Origin of the sequence: Nocardia sp. NPDC050712, from assembly GCF_040654295.1 — a bacterium.
Classification (GTDB): Bacteria; Actinomycetota; Actinomycetes; order Mycobacteriales; family Mycobacteriaceae; genus Nocardia.
This window is the reverse complement of record NZ_JBFAHT010000001.1, coordinates 1,132,617-1,151,176: the sequence shown is the minus strand read 5'-3', so window position 1 is coordinate 1,151,176 and position 18,560 is coordinate 1,132,617. Positions and strand designations below refer to the sequence as shown.

Annotated in this window: 17 protein-coding genes; 12 read left to right on the top strand and 5 right to left on the bottom strand. The window is 68.6% G+C overall.

What is annotated here, in order from left to right; all coding sequences use genetic code 11:
- Nucleotides 1-6: 6 nt before the first annotated feature.
- Nucleotides 7-3,318, top strand: coding sequence for a hypothetical protein (locus AB0H76_RS05525; protein WP_357317755.1), 3,312 nt, complete (start codon nucleotides 7-9; stop codon nucleotides 3,316-3,318).
- Nucleotides 3,319-3,524: 206 nt separating this feature from the next.
- Here AB0H76_RS05525 and AB0H76_RS05520 read toward each other — a convergent pair whose 3' ends face one another.
- Nucleotides 3,525-3,884 carry a DUF4254 domain-containing protein gene (locus tag AB0H76_RS05520; protein ID WP_357320416.1) on the bottom strand — a complete coding sequence of 120 codons (360 nt, stop codon included), beginning with the start codon at nucleotides 3,882-3,884 and terminating at the stop codon, nucleotides 3,525-3,527.
- A gap of 672 nt (nucleotides 3,885-4,556) precedes the next feature.
- Between AB0H76_RS05520 and AB0H76_RS05515 the strand changes: the two genes are divergently transcribed.
- From AB0H76_RS05515 to AB0H76_RS05500, 4 genes are all read left to right on the top strand, one after another.
- Nucleotides 4,557-5,888, top strand: a complete 1,332-nt coding sequence (locus AB0H76_RS05515) for a family 1 glycosylhydrolase (protein WP_357317752.1) — start codon at nucleotides 4,557-4,559, stop codon at nucleotides 5,886-5,888.
- A 129-nt stretch (nucleotides 5,889-6,017) separates the two neighbouring features.
- Nucleotides 6,018-6,899, top strand: a complete 882-nt coding sequence (locus AB0H76_RS05510) for a helix-turn-helix transcriptional regulator (RefSeq protein ID WP_357317750.1) — start codon at nucleotides 6,018-6,020, stop codon at nucleotides 6,897-6,899.
- Between the two features lie 68 nt (nucleotides 6,900-6,967).
- Nucleotides 6,968-8,380, top strand: a complete 1,413-nt coding sequence (locus AB0H76_RS05505) for an APC family permease (RefSeq protein WP_357317747.1) — start codon at nucleotides 6,968-6,970, stop codon at nucleotides 8,378-8,380.
- 69 nt (nucleotides 8,381-8,449) lie between these two features.
- Nucleotides 8,450-8,932, top strand: a complete 483-nt coding sequence (locus tag AB0H76_RS05500) for a hypothetical protein (RefSeq protein ID WP_357317746.1) — start codon at nucleotides 8,450-8,452, stop codon at nucleotides 8,930-8,932.
- A gap of 31 nt (nucleotides 8,933-8,963) precedes the next feature.
- Here AB0H76_RS05500 and AB0H76_RS05495 read toward each other — a convergent pair whose 3' ends face one another.
- Together AB0H76_RS05495 and AB0H76_RS05490 are read right to left on the bottom strand one after the other, a co-directional pair.
- A complete protein-coding gene (locus AB0H76_RS05495; RefSeq protein ID WP_357317743.1) occupies nucleotides 8,964-9,446 on the bottom strand; it encodes a hypothetical protein in 483 nt (160 codons plus the stop codon).
- 140 nt (nucleotides 9,447-9,586) lie between these two features.
- Nucleotides 9,587-10,354: an SDR family oxidoreductase gene (locus AB0H76_RS05490; RefSeq protein ID WP_357317741.1), complete on the bottom strand. Its 768-nt coding sequence runs from the start codon at nucleotides 10,352-10,354 to the stop codon at nucleotides 9,587-9,589.
- 65 nt (nucleotides 10,355-10,419) lie between these two features.
- Here AB0H76_RS05490 and AB0H76_RS05485 point away from each other — a divergent pair, with 65 nt between their 5' ends.
- Entirely contained in the window at nucleotides 10,420-10,764 is a 345-nt protein-coding gene (locus AB0H76_RS05485) for a helix-turn-helix domain-containing protein (RefSeq protein WP_357317738.1), read from the top strand.
- Nucleotides 10,765-10,798: 34 nt separating this feature from the next.
- Nucleotides 10,799-11,317 carry a peroxynitrite isomerase gene (locus AB0H76_RS05480; protein ID WP_357317735.1) on the top strand — a complete coding sequence of 173 codons (519 nt, stop codon included), beginning with the start codon at nucleotides 10,799-10,801 and terminating at the stop codon, nucleotides 11,315-11,317.
- Between the two features lie 63 nt (nucleotides 11,318-11,380).
- Here AB0H76_RS05480 and AB0H76_RS05475 read toward each other — a convergent pair whose 3' ends face one another.
- Entirely contained in the window at nucleotides 11,381-11,668 is a 288-nt protein-coding gene (locus AB0H76_RS05475; protein WP_357317733.1) for a DUF2631 domain-containing protein, read from the bottom strand.
- 131 nt (nucleotides 11,669-11,799) lie between these two features.
- Here AB0H76_RS05475 and dxr point away from each other — a divergent pair, with 131 nt between their 5' ends.
- The 5 genes from dxr to AB0H76_RS05450 all read left to right on the top strand — a co-directional run bounded on the left by dxr (nucleotide 11,800) and on the right by AB0H76_RS05450 (nucleotide 18,354).
- Nucleotides 11,800-12,942 carry a 1-deoxy-D-xylulose-5-phosphate reductoisomerase gene (gene dxr / locus AB0H76_RS05470; protein WP_357317730.1) on the top strand — a complete coding sequence of 381 codons (1,143 nt, stop codon included), beginning with the start codon at nucleotides 11,800-11,802 and terminating at the stop codon, nucleotides 12,940-12,942.
- Between the two features lie 158 nt (nucleotides 12,943-13,100).
- Nucleotides 13,101-14,303 carry a M50 family metallopeptidase gene (locus AB0H76_RS05465; protein WP_357317728.1) on the top strand — a complete coding sequence of 401 codons (1,203 nt, stop codon included), beginning with the start codon at nucleotides 13,101-13,103 and terminating at the stop codon, nucleotides 14,301-14,303.
- A gap of 126 nt (nucleotides 14,304-14,429) precedes the next feature.
- Complete coding sequence (gene ispG, locus AB0H76_RS05460; protein WP_357317725.1) at nucleotides 14,430-15,584, top strand: flavodoxin-dependent (E)-4-hydroxy-3-methylbut-2-enyl-diphosphate synthase; 1,155 nt, start codon at nucleotides 14,430-14,432, stop codon at nucleotides 15,582-15,584.
- 55 nt (nucleotides 15,585-15,639) lie between these two features.
- Complete coding sequence (locus tag AB0H76_RS05455) at nucleotides 15,640-16,503, top strand: GNAT family N-acetyltransferase (RefSeq protein WP_357317723.1); 864 nt, start codon at nucleotides 15,640-15,642, stop codon at nucleotides 16,501-16,503.
- A 60-nt stretch (nucleotides 16,504-16,563) separates the two neighbouring features.
- Nucleotides 16,564-18,354, top strand: a complete 1,791-nt coding sequence (locus AB0H76_RS05450; protein WP_357317721.1) for a penicillin-binding transpeptidase domain-containing protein — start codon at nucleotides 16,564-16,566, stop codon at nucleotides 18,352-18,354.
- Here AB0H76_RS05450 and AB0H76_RS05445 read toward each other — a convergent pair whose 3' ends face one another.
- Nucleotides 18,355-18,552 carry a hypothetical protein gene (locus tag AB0H76_RS05445; protein WP_357317719.1) on the bottom strand — a complete coding sequence of 66 codons (198 nt, stop codon included), beginning with the start codon at nucleotides 18,550-18,552 and terminating at the stop codon, nucleotides 18,355-18,357.
- Between the last annotated feature and the right edge of the window lie 8 nt (nucleotides 18,553-18,560).

The following is an 18,560-nucleotide window of genomic DNA, read 5'->3' as shown; positions in this document are numbered from 1 at the left end:
GGGGCCATGGCCGCCAGCGCGACGAAGCTGCTCAAAGAGATCGAACCGCTGCCGGTGTCCGCGCGGCGGCACGCGATGGCGGCGACCGCGCTGAGGTTGCGCGGCACTCCCGAGCTCACCGGCCTGCTCGCCGACCTGTCCGAGCGCGGGCACTACGAGCAGGTGCTCGCCCTGCACCTCGCGGCGGTCGCGGACGAGCGGGAGTTCCTGCTGAGCCGGCTCGACGCGGAGTCACCGGAGCTGGCGGCCCGCGCGATGAACGCCCTGATCCGTTCCGAAATAGAACTGGAAACGCTGGTCGACCGCCTGCCGCGGATGTCCTTCCGCACCCGCCGCGCGCTGTACCGAGCGCTGCGGCGGGCCAAGGGCGCCTACGTGGCCGACCCGCTCCTGCCCGAGATCCGCCGCCGGTACGGCGACGGCGAGGCCGCTCGGATGCTGCCGTACTGCTCCGAATCGACTGTCGCCGAATATTTGCCGGAGCTTGCCTACTGTTTGCCGGACTGGACCGCGCTCGGGCGCCGGCATCTCGGGGTCGTGCTCGCCCACGCCGAGGAGCTCGCCGCCCAGGACGGGGAATCCGAGTGGCGGGACCTGTGGCCGCGGGTCGGCGCCTGCGCGCGCACCGCTGCCGAACACCACCCGGACCGACTGCTCGCCTTGGCCGCCCAGGCGATCCGCTACTGCCCTATCCAGCAGCTACAGCCCGTCGGCGGGCAATTGGCCCGGCACGACCCCGACGCGGTACGCGCCCTCGTCCTGCATCCGTCCGGCCGCGGTGCGAGCCTCACCGGCAGCGCCCTGTGGCAGGCGCTGCGCGAACTGCCCGACGAGCATTTGATTTCCCTCTGTTCCGTCTACCCCCCTTACGCTCAGACCGGCTTCGTGCAGGCCCTCCCGCCCGCCCGCCGAGCCGCTGTCGTGCGGGCTGTCTTCGCCCGGCCGGGCCTGGCTCCGGCCCAATTCGACGCCCAAATACTCGATCTGCTGCCGTGGCGCGCCCGCGCGGAGCTGGCCCGGGAACTGCTCGGCCGCCCGGGCGCCGACGCGATTCGGTGGATCCGGGAAGCCCTCACCGCCCGATTGCCCTGGGACGAAGCCGAACCCGTGCTGGCCGCGGCGATCCGCCGGCCGACCGCCGACGAGCGCACCGCCGCCTATCCGCTGCTGATCACCGCCGCCTTCGGCGCGCGCGACCCGCAGGTGCTGACCGCCCTGCTGGTGACGCTGCGCCGGCTGCGCAACGAGCAGGAACCGGTGCGCGCCCAGGCTTTCCACACACTCGGCACCGTTCCCCCGACCCTGCTGCGCGCCGAGCACCTGCCCACCCTGGAGCAACTGTGCGCCGACGCGCTGCAAGCCCGGGACCGTTCCCGCCCGACGATATTCGGCGTCGCGACCCTGGCCCGCGTCCTGCTGGTCCGGGCCGTCACCCCGACCGCCACCGAGAATTCGTTCCTCGAGACCGCCCAGCGTCTGCTGGAACTGCTCGCCGCGCATGCCACCGAGGTCCCGCTCGGCGGTATCCACCGGAACCTGCCCCGCGGGGCCGAGCAGCGCCTGTTCGAGGCGCTGCGGCGCCGTCTGGACAACGACGCGGCGCGCGACGAGTGGGACCTGGCGCTGGCGCTGGCGTCGGGTCTGGACAAGCGTGCCTGGAATGTCCCCGACCTGGAGCGGCTGGTGCTGCGGGCGGCCGGAGCGGGGAACGACACCACGGTGCGGCACGCGGTGGACCTCGCGCTGCGCAACCCCGCGACCCGCGACCAGCACCTCATGACGCTGCTGAAGCGGGACCGCTCGGTGATCACGCTGCCCGCGGTGCAGCGGGTAATCGGTTCGCGCCGAACGGATCTGCTCGAATCGCTGCTGGGCGCGGCGACGCCGGGACGCTTCCTGTCCGCGAAAGTACGCTTCGTACCAACCTTTTCCAGCGGTTTCGGCAGCTGGACGGCACACCAGGTGGAGCGGTACGCCCACCTGCTGAGCGCGCACGCCGACCACCAGAAGTCCTCGGTCTGGGAAAAGCGCTGGGCAGTACGGCAATTGGGACGGCTGCCGGATACCTTCGACCGCCTCGTCAACTATGTCGAACATCCCGAACTGTCGGTATCCGAGGCGGCCCTGACCGCCCTGGGCCGCAGCGAACAGCCCGAACGCGCGCTGGTCGTGCTGGCCGCCCACGTCGGCTCCGACCGGGCGCGAGTGGCCGTGAGCAGCATCGCGACCTGCGCGAAAGGCATCGCACCCGACCGGCTCGCGGCCGCGACAGCCGCACTGCTGAATTCTCCCAAGATCACCGCGAACAAAGAGGGCCTGCGCCTGCTCGCCGAGTTGCACGCACCGGAGGCGATGGCGACCATCCAGGAGGTCTGGCAACGCCCGAATCAGCATCGTGATGTGCGGCGCGCGGCGGTGTTCGCGTGCCGGTTCCTGCTGGATCAGTCGCCCGCCTGGCAGCTGCTGGCCGAGGCCGCGACCGATCCGGCCGTGGCCGGGGAGATCACCGATCTCGCGCCCCGCCTGTTCCCGGTCGAGCAGCGCCGCCGACTGGCGGCCTTGATCTTGGTGGCAGCCCGGAGTACGGACACTCCGCTGGCGTCCCAGGCGATTTCGGCCTTGCCGACGTGGAGTCGCTGGAGCCCGCCGGAGACCGGCGCGGAGTTGGCGCGGCGCGTCTGTGAGCTCGACGAGCTCGGCCTGTGGCATACCGCCGTGCCCGCACTGGTTCTCTTCGTGACGGCGACGGGAGACCCGGCGCCGCTGCATACAGCGGTGGGCCTGCTACTGGCGGCGGACGGCACCGAGCTGCCCGGCCGTGATCTACCCGCCCGGCAACGCCTGGCCACCTTGATATCTCGGCTCACCATGCAGGCGCGAGTGTCGCCGGCCGCGCGGAACGCGGCGGGGGCGATCGCCGCGACACTGGGCGCGGAGCCGCTGTGGCGGGAGGCCGCCATCACCCTGCACATGGCCGGAATCCACTGGAATGAGCCCGAATCCGCGATCGCCGCGATCCGCCGGGCCGGCAACCTTGCCGACGGCTTGCTGGTCGACCGACCGGCACGTCATGTGGATCGCGCCCTGTCCTCGGCAAACATGCGCGCTCACACCCCCGCGACGCTGCATACGGTCGCACTGGCCCTGATCGAGAGCAGCGACCTGGCTACCGTTTACGCGGCGCTGACACTAACGGGTATGTGCGGCAAACATTTCGGATGGTCACCGGATTGGGTGGAATTACTGCACCGAATGCGCGCGCATAACAAGATCGATATTCGCGCTGCTGCCTCGGCCGAATTCACGATTGCCGAATGAATAACCCGATCCCGGCGGGCGTGCCGCGCCAGTCGACCACGCGGCACGCCGGGCGGGGCGCCCCGTTGCGCCCGCCGTCAATGCCGGTAGCGTTTTCGTCCTGGCCCATTCATTGGTCGGATGAATCGGCCAGGGACGCCACCATTTCCGGCAGTGACGCTGATGGAGCAGTGTCACTGTTCGGTCGATAGTGCTGCCGTGCCGAGTCACTGTTCCGGCAATCGACGCCGGCCACCGGCCACGTCGGTTACCAGATCAGTGTAGCCGTCCACCAGTTCTGCCAGGTGGTACCAATGTTTATGGGTATTGTCGCTGCGCGGCCCGTCGGCGTCGATGGCCTGATTGGCATCGACCCAGCTGCGCGCCATACGGTCGACTACCGCACCTAGGCTCTCGGTGTGCAGCGAGGCGCCGTTGCGGTGCTGCGGCACCTCCGCCGTCACCCAATCGTTGATATCGTCGACGAGTTCACTTCGACGGCAATCGATTTCGGCTACCAGATACGCATCGCGCACTTGCGCGCGCCGTGCGTGCAGGTCCGCGAGCGCGTGCGCCGAGCGCAGCAGCTCCCGATCCAGGAAGCGCCGGCCCTGGAATGCGCACAACAATTGCGGCGCCGTGGGGAGCGCACCCACCGTGGGCGCGCTCATGCCCGCACCTCGCCAACGCCCGACGCCGGCATGACCGCGGCGATGGCGGTTGCGCCATTTCCCCGGTCGTTGCGCGCACTCGGCGGCTTCACCTGAATTACACCCGACACCAACGCTATGTGTACCAACATGATTGGCTCTCGATTCGGTTTTCCGTGTCGCGGATTGGTTGTTTTCAACTCCTACGCTAGCTGGATCATGCTCCCAGCGATGCAAGAACGCAAGAGTGCGTCTTCAATCCTGCAACGCGAGTGTGCTTGCATCTGCGATCGCAGCAACCGCTAAGCGCCGCAATCCTTTCGGGATGCTAACCAGTAGCCAGGCGATAGTACTGGACGGTCCGTGCTACCCGATTCCGGGCAGTGCCCGACGGCGCCCCGCGCCATTGCAGAGTCGGCCCCGCGCGGTCGTTCGGACCATCGGTTCCGCTCGACGGAACGGCCACGGATGGCACACGGCCGTCACCCCGATCCGCACGCGACCCCGATTCGACATTCGCGACACCCGCCGCGCTCCCCAGAATTCAGCTAATTCCCAGCTAATCTACGGGGGTGGGGTCACCTCGGCCCGTCCGGAGGAGGGAGTGCGATGCGCATACGGCTGCAGCGTTTGGCCCTGGCGGGACTGACCGCGGCGGCGGTGCTGCTGCCCGACGCCACCGCCCTGTCCGCACCCCACGCACCGGCCAAAAGCATCGCCGACGGCCTGGGCGCCAACTTCCTGTGGGGCGTCGCGGCCTCCGGCTCCCAGTCCGAGGGCCACGCGCCCGACTCCAACTGGCTGCGCTATATCGACGCCAACCCGACCTGGGATCGCTACGAACAATCGGTGGACTTCCATACCCGCTACGCCCAGGACATCGCGCTCGCCGCCGCGCTCGGCTCGAAGGTCTTCCGCGTCGGCGTCGAATGGGCCCGGATCCAGCCCACCCCGCAGACCTGGGACGAGAACGGATTCGCCTTCTACGACGCGGTCGTCGAGGCCATCGTCGCGGCTGGCATGCACCCCATGCTGACCCTGGACCACTGGGTCTACCCGGGCTGGGTCGCCGATCAGGGCGGCTGGAACAACCCCGGCATGGTCGAGCAGTGGCTGGCCAGCGCCCGCCAGGTGGTGGACCGCTTCGCCGCGCGAAAGCCGGTGTGGGTCACCATCAACGAGCCGGTCGCCTACATCATGCACGAGGTCCGCCAGAACGGGACCGACGCCGCCGCGATGCTGGAGCGCGTCGCCCAGGCACACAACGAGATCTACGACTACATCCACCGGGTCCAGCCCGAGGCCATGGTCACCAGCAATGTCGGGTACGTCGCGGGCGCGGAGGCCGAGGTCAACGGCGAGCTCATCGCCCGGATCCGGAGCAAGCTCGACTTCATCGGCATCGACTACTACTTCGGCCTCGAAGAGCCCGGCGCCGAGGTCAGCCCCGCCGCCGACGGCTCGGCGGCCTCCCCCGCGGGCATGTGGCACCTGCCGGTCCGCCCCGAGGGCATCTATTACGCGCTCCAGCACTACTCGCGCGAGTTCCCGGACAAGCAGCTGTGGATCGTGGAGAACGGGATGCCCACCGAGGACGGCCGGCCCCGCGCCGACGGCTACACCCGCTCGGACCATCTGCGCGACACCGTCTACTGGTTGCAGCGCGCCAAGGCCGACGGCATCCGGATCATGGGCTACAACTACTGGTCCATCACCGACAACTACGAATGGGGTTCCTACACGCCCCGATTCGGCCTCTATACCGTCGACGTCCGCACCGACCCCGGCCTCACCCGCCGGCCCACCGACGCGGTCGAGACCTATCGCCGGATCATCGCCGCCGGCGGCGTGCCCAGCGGCTACCAGCCGGTGCGCGGACCGTCCGACTGCGAACTGGTCGACCCGCCGCTGAGTTGCGACCACCCCGTCACGGTGCCGTAAACCGGGGGTACGCTCTCCCGATATTCGCCCAATTCGCGTGTGAATCTGCTGCACTGAGTGGGCTCTATCGGTCGCACGAGCGCACACGGGGGTGCGTACCAGTGTGCGCACGGCGAAAGGACTATCGACATGGCGGGCAAGCGCACCGTCCTCACCGCGGGTCTGCGCCGACTGGCCACCGTGCTCTCGGAGATGCGTGAAAGCGTCCATCTCAGCAAGGAAGAGGTCAGCGGCCGGACCGGAATCAACGTCACCACGCTCTACCGCATCGAGGCGGCGCAGGCCCGCCCGCAGCGGCGCACCCTGATGACGCTGCTCGATCTGTACGGCGTGGAGGCGGAACGGCGCAAATACGCGCTGGATCTGCTGACCGACGCCCAGAAACCGGGAATGTCACGGCCCTGGGAGGGCAACCTCACCGAGGTCTACGCCGCCTACATCAACTTCGAGTCCGAGGCGCTGTCCGCGCGGCACTACCAGACCTCCTTCATTCCGGGGCTGCTGCAAACCGAGCAATACGCGATGGCCGTCATCGACACCACCATGCCCAAGGTCGAGGCCTCGATCATGGAGAGCCGGGCCCAGGCTCGGATGGAACGCGCCCGCGTGCTCAGCAAGGACGACCCGCTGGAGCTGTGGGTGGTGCTCGACGAGGCGGCGATCCGCCGGGAGGTCGGCGGGCGCGAGGTGATGCACGGTCAGTTGCAGAAACTGCTCCAAGAAGGCAAGCGCAAGAACGTCATCCTGCAGATCCTGCCTTTCAGCGCGGGCGCGCACCCCGGCATGGCCGGCTCGTTCACCCTGGTGGACTTCCCCAAGCCCGAGGATCCGGAGCTGGTCTACGTCGAAGGCATCGCCGGTGACGAACTCATCGAGGGCCACAACGAGATCCGGCGCTTCGGGGTCATCTTCGACCAGCTGCGCGCCATGGCGCTGAGCCCGCGCGACTCCTCGACCCTGATCGAGCAGACCGCCGACAGCCTGCTGGAGCAGGCAGACGAAAAGCCTTGACCTGCGGTCTAGTTCGGCCGGAAACGGGTAACCTCCCGTGACTTGGATGTAGACAGAGGGGTGTCGCCATGGCCGATGTGACCGCTGACTCCGCCGCCGGGGAACAGCCGCAACTCAAACGCGTGATCGGCCCCGGCCTGCTCCTGCTCTTCGTCGTGGGCGACATTCTCGGCAGCGGCGTCTACTCCCTGACCGGCAAGGTCGCCGAGGAAGTCGGGGGCGCGGTCTGGGTCCCGTTCCTGGTCGCCTTCCTGGTCGCGCTCGTCACCGGGCTCAGCTACCTGGAACTGGTCACCAAATACCCGCAGGCCGCCGGCGCCGCGCTGTACACACACAAGGCCTTCGGCGTCCACTTCCTCACCTTCATGGTCGCTTTCGCGGTCATGAGCTCCGGCATCACCTCGGCCTCGACCGCGGCCCGCGCCTTCGCCGCCAACGTCGGCGAGGCCTTCGAGATCGACCTCGGCACCGGCGCCGGCCTCACCCTGGTGGCGCTGGCGTTCATGCTGATGGTCGCCGCGATCAACCTGCGCGGCGTCTCCGAGGGCGTCAAGCTCAACGTGCTGCTCACCTGCGTCGAGCTCACTGGTCTGCTGATCGTCATCGGAATCGGCCTGTGGGCCTTGGGTTTCGGCAACGGCGACTTCAGCCGCATCACCGAGTTCGAGACCGGCGACCGCAGTGCCGTGGGCGGCGTCGTCGTGGCGACCACGCTCGCCTTCTACGCGATGGTCGGCTTCGAGGATTCGGTGAACATGGCCGAGGAGTGCAAGCAGCCCTCGCGGATCTTCCCGAAGGTGCTGCTGGCCGGGCTGCTGATCACCGCCCTGGTCTACGTGCTCGTCGCGATCACCGCGGTCGCGCTGGTGCCGATCGCCGACCTCGCCAAGGGCGACACACCCTTGCTGAAGGTGGTCGAGATCGGAGCGCCCGCCTTCCCGACGCACATCTTCGCCATCATCTCCATGTTCGCGGTCGCCAACACCGCGCTGATCAACATGCTGATGGCGAGCCGGCTGCTGTACGGGCTCGCCAAGCAGCGAGTCATCCCCCGGCCGCTCGGCAACGTCAACCACGCGCGCCGCACCCCGCACGTCGCCATCCTCTTCACCACCGCGCTCGCGCTCGGGCTGATCCTGTTCGTCGGCAAGGTCGCCGAACTCGGCGGCACCACCGCGCTGCTGCTGCTCGCGGTGTTCACCGTGGTCAACATCGCGGTGCTGGTGCTGCGCCGAGATCCGGTGGAGCACGACCACTTCCGCACACCCACCGTGCTGCCGGTGGTCGGCGCGCTCACCTGCGGGTTCCTCGTGACGCCCTTCACCGACCGCAATCCGAACCAGTACGCCATCGCCGGGGTGCTGCTGGCCATCGGCGTCGGGCTGTGGGCGATCAACTATTTCGTGCTGCGGGCCTCCGGGTCCACCCCGCCGCCGCCGAACGCGCCGAAGGCCGACATCACCCCCGCGCCGGAGTCGTGAGAACGACCGCCGCGGACGGATCGGTCACGGACGTGACGCCGGGGCTACGGGTGGGTAATGTGTGCCCCGATGACCAGCATGGAAGCCCGCTTCGGTGACGCGACCCGGACAGTGCCACTACCGAATCCGTGGAACCTCAACGCGTACCTCGCCGATGTCGCCGCCTACCGCGGCCGCTCCATTTCGCTGCGGTCGGTCCCGGCCGAGATGCTGGCCGAAAAAGGCTGCCGGGGAAAGGGTTTGTGGTTGGCCCGCAAACACGACGACATCATCGTCTTCGACGCCGCGGCCACCGAACGCAATGCCGACCACATCATCCTGCACGAGATCGGGCACATGCTGCTCGGGCACGGCAAGAGTGACGCCGAGCCCGCGACACCGCTGCCGCCCAAACTCGCCGCGCTCTTACCGTCGTTGTCGGTGCAGCATGCGCTGGGCCGCAACGAATTCGGCGCCGACAACGAGCGGGAAGCGGAGGTGTTCGCCGATATGACGATGGTGTACGCCACCCTGCCGCGCCGGCGCGGGCGGCGCCTGTTCGGGCGCCGCTAGCGACTGCTTGCAGGGCGCTCGAAATGATCAGCTAGCGACTGCTTGCAGGGCGCTCGAAATGATCCGGCGGTAACCAGTAGCCGCGCTCCGGCGGGCGCCGGGTGCCGGCACAGAGCCCGTCCACCAAATCCTGGTAGGTGTCCGCGGTTTCGCCGACCCGTAGCCAGGTGTCGTAGAACACCGGATCCGGCGCGTGCGCCAGCGGAATGGCCTGGGAGGCCAATTCGGCCAGCCGATCCACCACCTGCCCCACCGATTCGCAGTGGATGTAATCGGTGTCCAGCGGCACCGGCGTCACCAGCGTCACCCAGCGGTCGATCGCCCGCACCAACTGCAACCGCCGCCGGTCGATTTTCGCCATCTCGCAGACCGGCGTCCGCTCCCGGATGACATGCAGCTGGGTGAGTTCACCCGCCGCGTCCAACATCGGATGATCATCGTGCGGCAACCCGCGGCAAGCCGCCAGCAGCAGCTCTTTCCCGGGCACCATCCAGTTGTCACTCGCATCCGTCATCGCATCGGCCTCCCACCGACCACCCAGCTCTGCCTAGACCTTCCCCGACCGACCCCGCTAACGGAAGCGGACAACCCCATAGTCCCCCCATTGTCCGCACACCACACGAAGATCGCCGAAACACCCGGGTACCGGGGGTTTTACGAACCACCCGCCCCCACCGGCAACCCCTCAGCATCAAGATAGTCCACGCCCCCGACGTAGACCGTGTGCCCGGATTCCACTGTCTCCCCGGTAGCTTGGGCCACCGCCGTCGCGAACTCCCTGATCGTGGGCAACTCGCCGTGCTCCTTGCGCGCCGCCACCGCCTCGGGATCGCGCCGCTCCAGCAGCAGCACGATGGTGGTCCCGTCGATCATGTCGCCCGAGACCACCACCAGGTCGATACCGTGCTCGGCGAGTTCCGGAATCATCGCCCGTAGCGCGTCCTCGCCCGCCCGCTTACTGGCGGCGATCGGAAGATAGTCGGCCGGAACCGGCTTGCGGCCGTGGAAGTGCGCCTGATGGCTCGTCACGAACACGATCCGACCCCCGGCAGACATCTGCGGCAGGGCGAGACGGACGAGCCGGACCTGCGCGTCCCGGTTCAGGGCAAGCGCGTAGTCCGGACCGGCCCCGCGCTCCAAGCCCCCGGACGCGTTCAAGACCAGGACATCCAGCCGGCCGAATTCCGTTGCGATGCCCTCGATCAGCGCGTGTGCGGACGCGGCATCGGAAATATCGGCGCCGGCCGTCGACGCGCTGCCGCCGGCGTCGGCGATCTCCTCGGCAAGCGCCACCGCCCGCTTGCGCTTCTCCCGGTAGTTGACGATCACGTGATCACCGCGCGCGGCCAGGACCCGGGCCGTTTCCGCGCCGATGCCCCGTGCGGACCCGGTGATCAGGACGATTCGCTGCGCTGACTCCATTGCTTCCCCTGCTCCATTCGCCCCGACCCGATGCTTCTAATTTAGAACCACTATCGTGATTCGAAATGAGAAGCGCAAGCGGAGCCAAACCACCTCGGGGGCAGCACGATCCGGCCTATGCGCCGATGCTGGCCGCGATGGAGCTGATCGGGCAGCGCTGGAATCTGCGGGTGCTGTGGGAGTTGGAACCCGGGCGCCTGGGGTTCCTCGAGCTGCGGCGGCGGATGGGGCAGTGCTCGTCGAGCATGTTGTCCACCCGGTTGCATCAGTTGCAGGCCGACGGGTTGATCGAGAAGAACCCCGACAAGTCCTATGAACTGACGGCGGCGGGGCGCGAGCTAAGTGGTGCGCTGGAGTCGGTTTGGGCCTGGTCACAGCGGTGGGCAGGATCGCTCGGCGACGAGCGTTAGGCGGGCGGACTCCGGGCCCCGGCTGGGCGGGCCTATGCTGTCGGCCGTGGTCGAACCTCAGCCTTCTGTCGCACTGCATCCCGATATCGCGCTGCTCGCACCGCTGCTGGGTACTTGGCGGGGGGCGGGGCGGGGGGAGTATCCGACGATTCCGTCGTTCGAGTATGTGGAGGAGATCAGTTTCGGGCATTTGGGGCGGCCGTTTCTGACCTATCGGCAGCGCACGCGGGCGGCGGACGGGAGTCGGCCGATGCATGCCGAGACCGGGTATCTGCGGTGCCCGCGGCCGGGGCAGCTGGAACTGATTCTGGCGCATCCCACCGGTATCACCGAGATCTGCGAAGGCGGGCTCACCGTCAGCGACGGCGAGTTGCGAATGGAGTTGGACTCCACCTCGATCGGGCGCTCCAGCACCGCGAAAGTTGTTACGGCACTGGGCCGTTCATTCCAGGTGCACGGTGACACCATCGATTACACACTGCGGATGGCGGCGGTCGGCGAGCCGTTCCAGCACCACTTGGCGGCGAGCCTGCGCCGCGATCCCGCCGAATAAACGAGATTCGCCGCCCAGGCGCGATGGCCGGGCGGCGAAGTCGGAAAACGAAGTGGCGGGAAGCTACCGCGGCTTGTTCCGGGTCAGCGCGTCGCGGATGAGGATCGCGGCCAGCCCCGCGGCGAACAGGACCAGGAAGACGTAGCCGACATTGCCCGAGCCGGACGAGCTGCCCTGCGGGCCCTCGAACAGCATGCCGAGCAGCGCCAGCGCGACGACCACACCCGCGATGCGGAAGGTGCGGGGCGACTCGCCACTCCAACCCCAGGCCGCCGAGGGCACCTCGGCGGTGTCCACGTGGGTGGCGATGCGGCGCTCGGTCTTGGTGGTTTCGAGTTCCGTGGCGGCCACGATCGCTCCTCGGCTGGTTCGGTACCTCGCGGGGTACGGGACTGTTGCCGGATATCGTGACATACGACGGTGTGTCGTTGGAAGTCGGCCGGGCCAGTGGCGTCGGTCTCGAGTAAGCCACAATGAGGTTCGTGTCCGACATCGTGAGAGTCCTGCTGCTCGGCAGCACCGGATCCATTGGTACCCAAGCCCTCGAGGTGATCGCCGCCAACCCGGACAAGTTCGAGGTGGTCGGCTTGGCCGCGCGCGGCGGGAACACGGCGCTGCTAGCGCAGCAGATGGCGGCCACGGGCACCCGCAATGTCGCGGTCGCGGACCCCGCCGCGGCCCGCGAACTCGATCTCGAACTCGGTGGCGCGGGCGCGGTCACCGACCTGGTCCGCCGCACCGAAGCCGATGTGGTGCTCAACGCGCTGGTCGGTTCGCTGGGCCTGGAACCCACGCTGGCCACCCTGGAATCGGGCACCCGCCTCGCGCTGGCGAACAAGGAATCGCTCGTCGCGGGCGGATCCCTGGTGACTCGCGCCGCCGCCCCCGGCCAGATCGTCCCCGTGGATTCCGAGCATTCGGCGCTGGCCCAGTGCCTGCGCGGCGGCCGCGCCGAAGAGGTGGACCGGCTGGTGCTGACCGCCTCCGGCGGCCCGTTCCGCGGCTGGAGCGCCGAGATGCTGGAATCGGTGAATCCGGCCGAGGCCAAGGCACATCCGACCTGGTCGATGGGCTTGATGAACACGCTGAACTCGGCGTCGCTGGTCAACAAGGGCCTGGAACTGATCGAAACCCATCTGCTGTTCGGCATTCCGTACGACCGCATCGATGTCACCGTGCACCCGCAGTCGATCGTGCACTCGATGGTCACCTTCACCGACGGCTCCACGCTGGCCCAGGCCAGCCCGCCGGACATGAAGCTGCCCATCGCGCTGGCCCTCGGCTGGCCGGACCGGGTGCCGGGCGCGGCCGCGGCCTGCGATTTCGGCACCGCGTCCACCTGGACCTTCGAACCGGTCGACGACGCCGTGTTCCCGGCGGTGCAGTTGGCCCGGCAGGCCGGCGAAGCGGGCGGCAGCGTCACCGCGGTCTACAACGCGGCCAACGAGATCGCGGTGCAGGCCTTCCTCGACGGCCACCTGCGTTTCCCCGGCATCGTGCGCACCGTCGCGCGGGCGGTCGAGGCGGCCGATCAATGGCGGGCCGAACCGGAGGATCTGGCCGAGGTGCTGGCCGCCGACACCTGGGCCCGCGATTACGCAACGGCACTTGTCAGCGCGGGGTAATCCCTGCCACTACCTGCTCCGGACGCGCGCCCGCAACGGAGCCTGGCACACTGTCCGGTGAGGGTTTATCCGGCTGCGGTTAGTGTGGTCGGGCGTGGTCCGGCTTCCTGGGCCGTATGTCATCGAGGTCTGCGTCACGCAGGAGGGCTGTCAAACACATGGTGTTCGCGTTGGGGTTCGCGCTGTTCGCCCTCGGCATCACGATTTCGGTCGCGCTGCACGAGTGCGGGCACATGTGGGCCGCCCAGGCCACCGGCATGAAGGTCCGCCGCTACTTCGTCGGCTTCGGCCCGAAGGTGTTCTCCTTCCAGCGCGGTGAGACCGAATACGGCTTGAAAGCGCTGCCGCTCGGCGGTTTCTGCGATATCGCGGGCATGACGGCGCTGGACGAGGTCGCCCCCGAGGATCTCGACCGCGCCATGTACCGGCAGGCCACCTGGAAGCGCCTGCTGGTGATGTCCGGCGGTATCGCGATGAACTTCCTGCTCGGCTTCCTGCTGATCGTGGTGCTCGCGATCGGCTGGGGCCTACCCCGTTTCGATCAGCCGCCGGAGACCGCGCTCGGCAACATGAGCTGCGTCGCGACCATGAATCCGGACCTCACCCTGCAGCCGTGCACCGGCGCGGGTCCCGCCCAGTCGGCCGGCCTGCGACGCGGGGACGTGGTCGAGAAGGTCAACGACGTGCCGGTGACGACCTGGAAGCAGTTCCAGGCGGAGACCCAGAAGCAGACCGGTCCCTTCACCTACACCGTCGATCGGGACGGCCAGACCCTGACGGTTCCGGTCACCCCGCAGCGCACCCTGCGCTACGCCAAGGAAGGCGAGCCGGGCAAGGAAGTCGGCGCCGTCGGCGTCGGCCCGGACTTCTACGAGCCCGAGCAGTACAGCGCGCTGGGTGCGATTCCGGCCTCGGTCTCCTTCACCGGCGACATGTTCGTGCGCACCTTCCAGTCCCTGGCGCAGATGCCGCAGAAGGTGTCGGCCCTGATCACCGCCGTCTCCGGCGGTGAGCGCGATCCGGAGGCCCCGGTCAGCGTCTACGGCGCCAGCCGGATCGGCGGCGAGACCGCCGAACGCGGCCTGTGGAGCGTCTTCATCCTGATGCTGGCCAGCCTGAACTTCTTCCTGGGCGCGTTCAACATCCTGCCGTTGCTGCCACTGGACGGCGGCCACATCGCGGTGGTGCTCTACGAGAAGATCCGCAACACCTTCCGCGGGTGGCGGGGGCTGGCTCCGGGCGGCCCGGTGGACTACCTCAAACTGCTACCGCTGACCTATGTCGCGGTGGTCATCGGCGGCGCGTACATGCTGCTCACGCTGACCGCGGACATCGTGAATCCGGTGAAGCTCTTCCCCTGACCCGGTACCCTCGCCCGGGGTCCGCACCACCATGTCACCGTCGTCACACAGTTCCTCCACGCCTGCCGGACTAAGCTCGGGAGGCGAACGGCCCGCACGTCAACGCAGGAAAGTAGGCAGCCGAAAGTGACCTCCACAATCGGATTGGGCATGCCGGCCGCACCGGTCGCCGTTCTCGCGCCCCGACGCAAGACTCGCCAGTTGATGGTCGGCAACGTCGGTGTCGGTAGCGACAGCCCGATCTCGGTGCAGTCGATGACCACCACGAAGACCCACGACATCAACGCCACTCTGCAGCAGATCGCCGAGCTCACCGCCTCCGGCTGCGACATCGTGCGCGTGGCCTGCCCGCGTCAGGAAGACGCCGACGCGCTGGCCACCATCGCCCGCAAGTCCCAGCTCCCTGTGATCGCCGACATCCACTTCCAGCCGAAGTACATCTTCGCCGCGATCGACGCGGGATGCGCTGCGGTGCGGGTGAATCCGGGCAACATCAAGGAATTCGACGGCCGCGTCAAAGAGGTCGCCGCGGCGGCCGGTGCCGCCGGCATCCCGATCCGCATCGGCGTCAACGCCGGCTCCCTCGACAAGCGCATGATGGAGAAGTACGGCAAGGCGACCCCCGAGGCGCTGGTCGAGTCCGCGCTGTGGGAAGCCTCGCTGTTCGAGGATCACGGCTTCGGCGACATCAAGATCTCGGTCAAGCACAACGACCCCGTCATCATGGTCGAGGCCTACCGCCAGCTCGCCGCGGCCTGCGACTACCCGCTGCACCTGGGCGTGACCGAGGCCGGCCCCGCCTTCCAGGGCACCATCAAGTCCGCCGTCGCCTTCGGCGCCCTGCTCAGCGAGGGCATCGGCGACACCATCCGGGTCTCGCTCTCGGCGCCCCCCGCCGAGGAGGTCAAGGTCGGCGGGCAGATCCTGCAGTCGCTGAACCTGCGGCCCCGCAAACTCGAGATCGTCTCCTGCCCCTCGTGCGGGCGCGCCCAGGTCGATGTCTACACCCTGGCCAACGAGGTCACCGCCGGTCTGGAAGGCATGGAAGTGCCGTTGCGGGTCGCGGTCATGGGCTGCGTGGTCAATGGTCCTGGTGAGGCGCGCGAAGCCGATCTGGGCGTGGCCTCGGGCAACGGCAAGGGTCAGATCTTCGTCAAGGGCGAGGTCATCAAGACGGTCCCGGAGGCCATGATCGTGGAAACCCTCATCGAGGAGGCCATGCGTTTGGCCGAGACCATGACCGATGTGCCTTCCGGCGAGCCGACTGTGACCATCAGCTAAGTCACGTTTTTACATAGCCGTACCAGATGGGCCGGTCACGTGGCAGGCTGTCGATGTGCGGAGTCTGCTGGAGCCGGCGCGTCGGGCGAGATACGTTCCCGCGCGTCAGCTTGCGAACCGTGACCTGGCTCAGGTCCTGCGCGTGCTCGACGCCGATCCGGTGGCCTCGTGCATGGTTGCCGCACGACTCCAGGAATTCGGTCTCGATGCCCGCGCGGGGCAGGGTGAGCTGTGGAGTCGCGGGGCGCCGTCGGAATCGCTGTGCTTCTCCGGCGCCAACCTGGTGCCGCTACGCGGCGGTCCGGAGGCCCTGCGCGCCTTCGCCGATCGCGCCGCGCGCTGGCCACGGGTCGCCTCCTCGGTGGTCGGCCGCCGGGAACTCGCGCTGCCGCTGTGGGAAATGCTGAGTGTGCGCTGGGGCCCGGAGCGCGAACTGCGCGGCGAGCAACCGCTGCTGGCGCTCGGCCAGCCGCCGATCACCACCCCCGACCCGCTGGTCCGCCGGGCCCGGCCCGACGAGCTGGAACGGTATCTCGACGCGGCCATCGCGATGTTCATCGAGGAGGTCGGCGTCGACCCCCGGGCCGGGGACGGCGGGCGCGGCTACCGCCGCCGGATCCAGAGCCTGATCGAATCCGGCCGGGCCTGGGCGCGTTTCGAGGACGGCGAGGTGGTGTTCAAGGCCGAGGTGGGTTCGCTGTCCCGGCGCACCGGCCAGATCCAGGGTGTCTGGGTGCGGCCGGATCGGCGCGGGCACGGCCTGGGCACCGCGGGCACCGCGACCATCGCCAACGCCGTCGTCGCCTCCGGCCGCACCGCCAGCCTGTACGTCAACGACTACAACACCGTCGCCCGGCGGGCCTACGGCCGCATCGGTTTCCGGCAGATCGCCACCTTCGCCACGGTGTTGCTCGACTGACATACAACCCTTAGCGGTGCATCATCGCGGTTTGCTGATGCTGGGCTACCATTCGTGCCGATGTCATCGACACGTGTGCTCATCCTGCCCGCGATCGTGGCGCTCGCCCTCGCGGCGACCGGCTGTTCGGCCGGCCCGCAGGGACCGGTCGCGGCCGCCGACGCCTTCGTCACCGCCTTCACTCAGCGCGATGTGCCCCGCGCCGCCGAGCTCACCAGCGAGCCCGAGAAGGCCGCCGCCGCAATGGATTCGGCCTGGAGTCAGCTACAGGCCGAAGAACTCACCGCGCACACCGGCGCGGTCCGGATCAGCGGTGACGCCGGCACCGTCGACTACACCTACCGCTGGCGGCTGCCCAAGGACCGGATCTGGGCCTACACGGTGCAATTGCACATGGGCCGCACCGCGGGCCGCTGGCGGGTGCGCTGGGCCGCCTCCGACATCCATCCGAAACTCGGCGATACCCAGACCATGCAGCTGCGCGTCACACCCGCGCCGCGCGCCCGGGTCAACGAGCAGTCCGGCGCGGACGTGCTGGTGCCGGGCAAGGTTTCCCGGGTCACCTTCACCGCGGCCGAGGCGCCGGATCCGGGCTGGGTCTCGATCGTGCTGTCCTCGTCGCTGCGCCGCTTCGACACCAAGCTGAGCGCGGAGACGATCCGGGACGCGGCACTCGAGACCGAGGGCGCCTACCCGGTGGCCGACCTGAGCGAGGACGAATTCGACACCGTGCGCGAGGATCTCACCGGCCTGCCCGGCGTCCGGGTGACCGAGCAGTGGGATCTGCTGCCCACCGACCGCTGGTTCGCCCCCGATCTGATGAGCCAGATCCGCAAGACCGTGATCGCCGAGGTGGACGGCAAGGCGGGCTGGAGTGTGGTCACCCGCAACGCCAACGGCCTGGAAACCGACGTGCTCACCGAGGTTCGGGCCCAGCCCGCACCGTCCTTCGCGCTGAGCATCGACCGCAATGTGCAGATCGCGGCCCAGCGCGCGGTGGACGCGCGCACCGAACAGACCATGATGGTCGTGCTGCGGCCTTCCACCGGCGCGATTCTCGCGGTCGCGCAGAACCCGGCGGCCGACCGGGACGGGCCGGTCGCGACCATCGGCGCCTATCCCCCGGGCTCGGTGTTCAAGACCGTCACCGCCGCCGCGGCCATGATCTCCGGCGCCGCCACCCCCGACACGGTGCTGCCCTGCCCGAGCCGAATCACCATCGGCGAACGCATGATTCCCAACTACAACCTGTTCACCATCGGGGACGCCCCGATGAGCGCCGCCTACGAGCGCTCCTGCAATACCGCCTTCGCGAAGCTGGCCAGCACACTGCCCGCCGACGCGCTGCACATCGCCGCCGCGAAACTCGGCGTGGGCCCGGACTACACAGTGCCCGGCATTCCGACGATCACCGGAAGTGTGCCGCCGGCCGAGGGTTTGGTGCAGCGCACCGAGGACGGCATCGGGCAGGGCCGGGTGCTGGTCAGCCCGTTCGGAATGGCGCTGATGGCGGCGACCGTCGCGCGCGGCTCGGTGCCGGTGCCGTATCTGATCGCCGGGCGGGAGACCGCGATCGTCGATCCGCCGCCGCCGATCGAGGCGAAGGTGGTGCACGGCCTGCGGGCCATGATGCGCAAGGTGGTCACGGGCGGCACCGCGGAACGGATCGCCGATCAGGGCGAGGTGTACGGCAAGACCGGGGAGGCCGAAGCGGGCGGCGGTTCGCACTCGTGGTTCGTCGGCTACCGCGGCGATGTGGCCTTCGCGACGCTGCTGGTGCAGGGCGGCAGCTCGGACAACGCGGTCGCGGTGACTCGGGACATGATGGCGGCGTTGCCGAAAGGGTATTAGCTAGCGGTAGAGCAGGCCCCACGCGTCGGGCAGCGGGTTTTCGGCCTGCTCGGTATGCGACAACTCGACGCGACTGCTCGAGGTCTCCAGAATCAAGGGCAGCGGGGCACCGTCGTCACCACCACCGAGAACCTGGACGGCGATGGTGCCCCCCGCTAATAGACCGAACGTGGCCAGCAATGAGGAATAACGCTTCATGATCGGTC

Coding starts and splice junctions, on each gene's coding strand:
- AB0H76_RS05465 (WP_357317728.1), top strand. CDS start 13,101: ATGGTGTTCGCGTTGGGGTTCGCGCTGTTCGCCCTCGGCATCACGATT.
- AB0H76_RS05480 (WP_357317735.1), top strand. CDS start 10,799: ATGCTGTCGGCCGTGGTCGAACCTCAGCCTTCTGTCGCACTGCATCCC.
- AB0H76_RS05515 (WP_357317752.1), top strand. CDS start 4,557: ATGCGCATACGGCTGCAGCGTTTGGCCCTGGCGGGACTGACCGCGGCG.
- AB0H76_RS05445 (WP_357317719.1), bottom strand. CDS start 18,552: ATGAAGCGTTATTCCTCATTGCTGGCCACGTTCGGTCTATTAGCGGGG.
- AB0H76_RS05450 (WP_357317721.1), top strand. CDS start 16,564: ATGTCATCGACACGTGTGCTCATCCTGCCCGCGATCGTGGCGCTCGCC.
- AB0H76_RS05495 (WP_357317743.1), bottom strand. CDS start 9,446: ATGACGGATGCGAGTGACAACTGGATGGTGCCCGGGAAAGAGCTGCTG.
- AB0H76_RS05510 (WP_357317750.1), top strand. CDS start 6,018: ATGGCGGGCAAGCGCACCGTCCTCACCGCGGGTCTGCGCCGACTGGCC.
- AB0H76_RS05490 (WP_357317741.1), bottom strand. CDS start 10,354: ATGGAGTCAGCGCAGCGAATCGTCCTGATCACCGGGTCCGCACGGGGC.
- AB0H76_RS05500 (WP_357317746.1), top strand. CDS start 8,450: ATGACCAGCATGGAAGCCCGCTTCGGTGACGCGACCCGGACAGTGCCA.
- AB0H76_RS05485 (WP_357317738.1), top strand. CDS start 10,420: ATGAGAAGCGCAAGCGGAGCCAAACCACCTCGGGGGCAGCACGATCCG.
- AB0H76_RS05525 (WP_357317755.1), top strand. CDS start 7: ATGGCCGCCAGCGCGACGAAGCTGCTCAAAGAGATCGAACCGCTGCCG.
- AB0H76_RS05505 (WP_357317747.1), top strand. CDS start 6,968: ATGGCCGATGTGACCGCTGACTCCGCCGCCGGGGAACAGCCGCAACTC.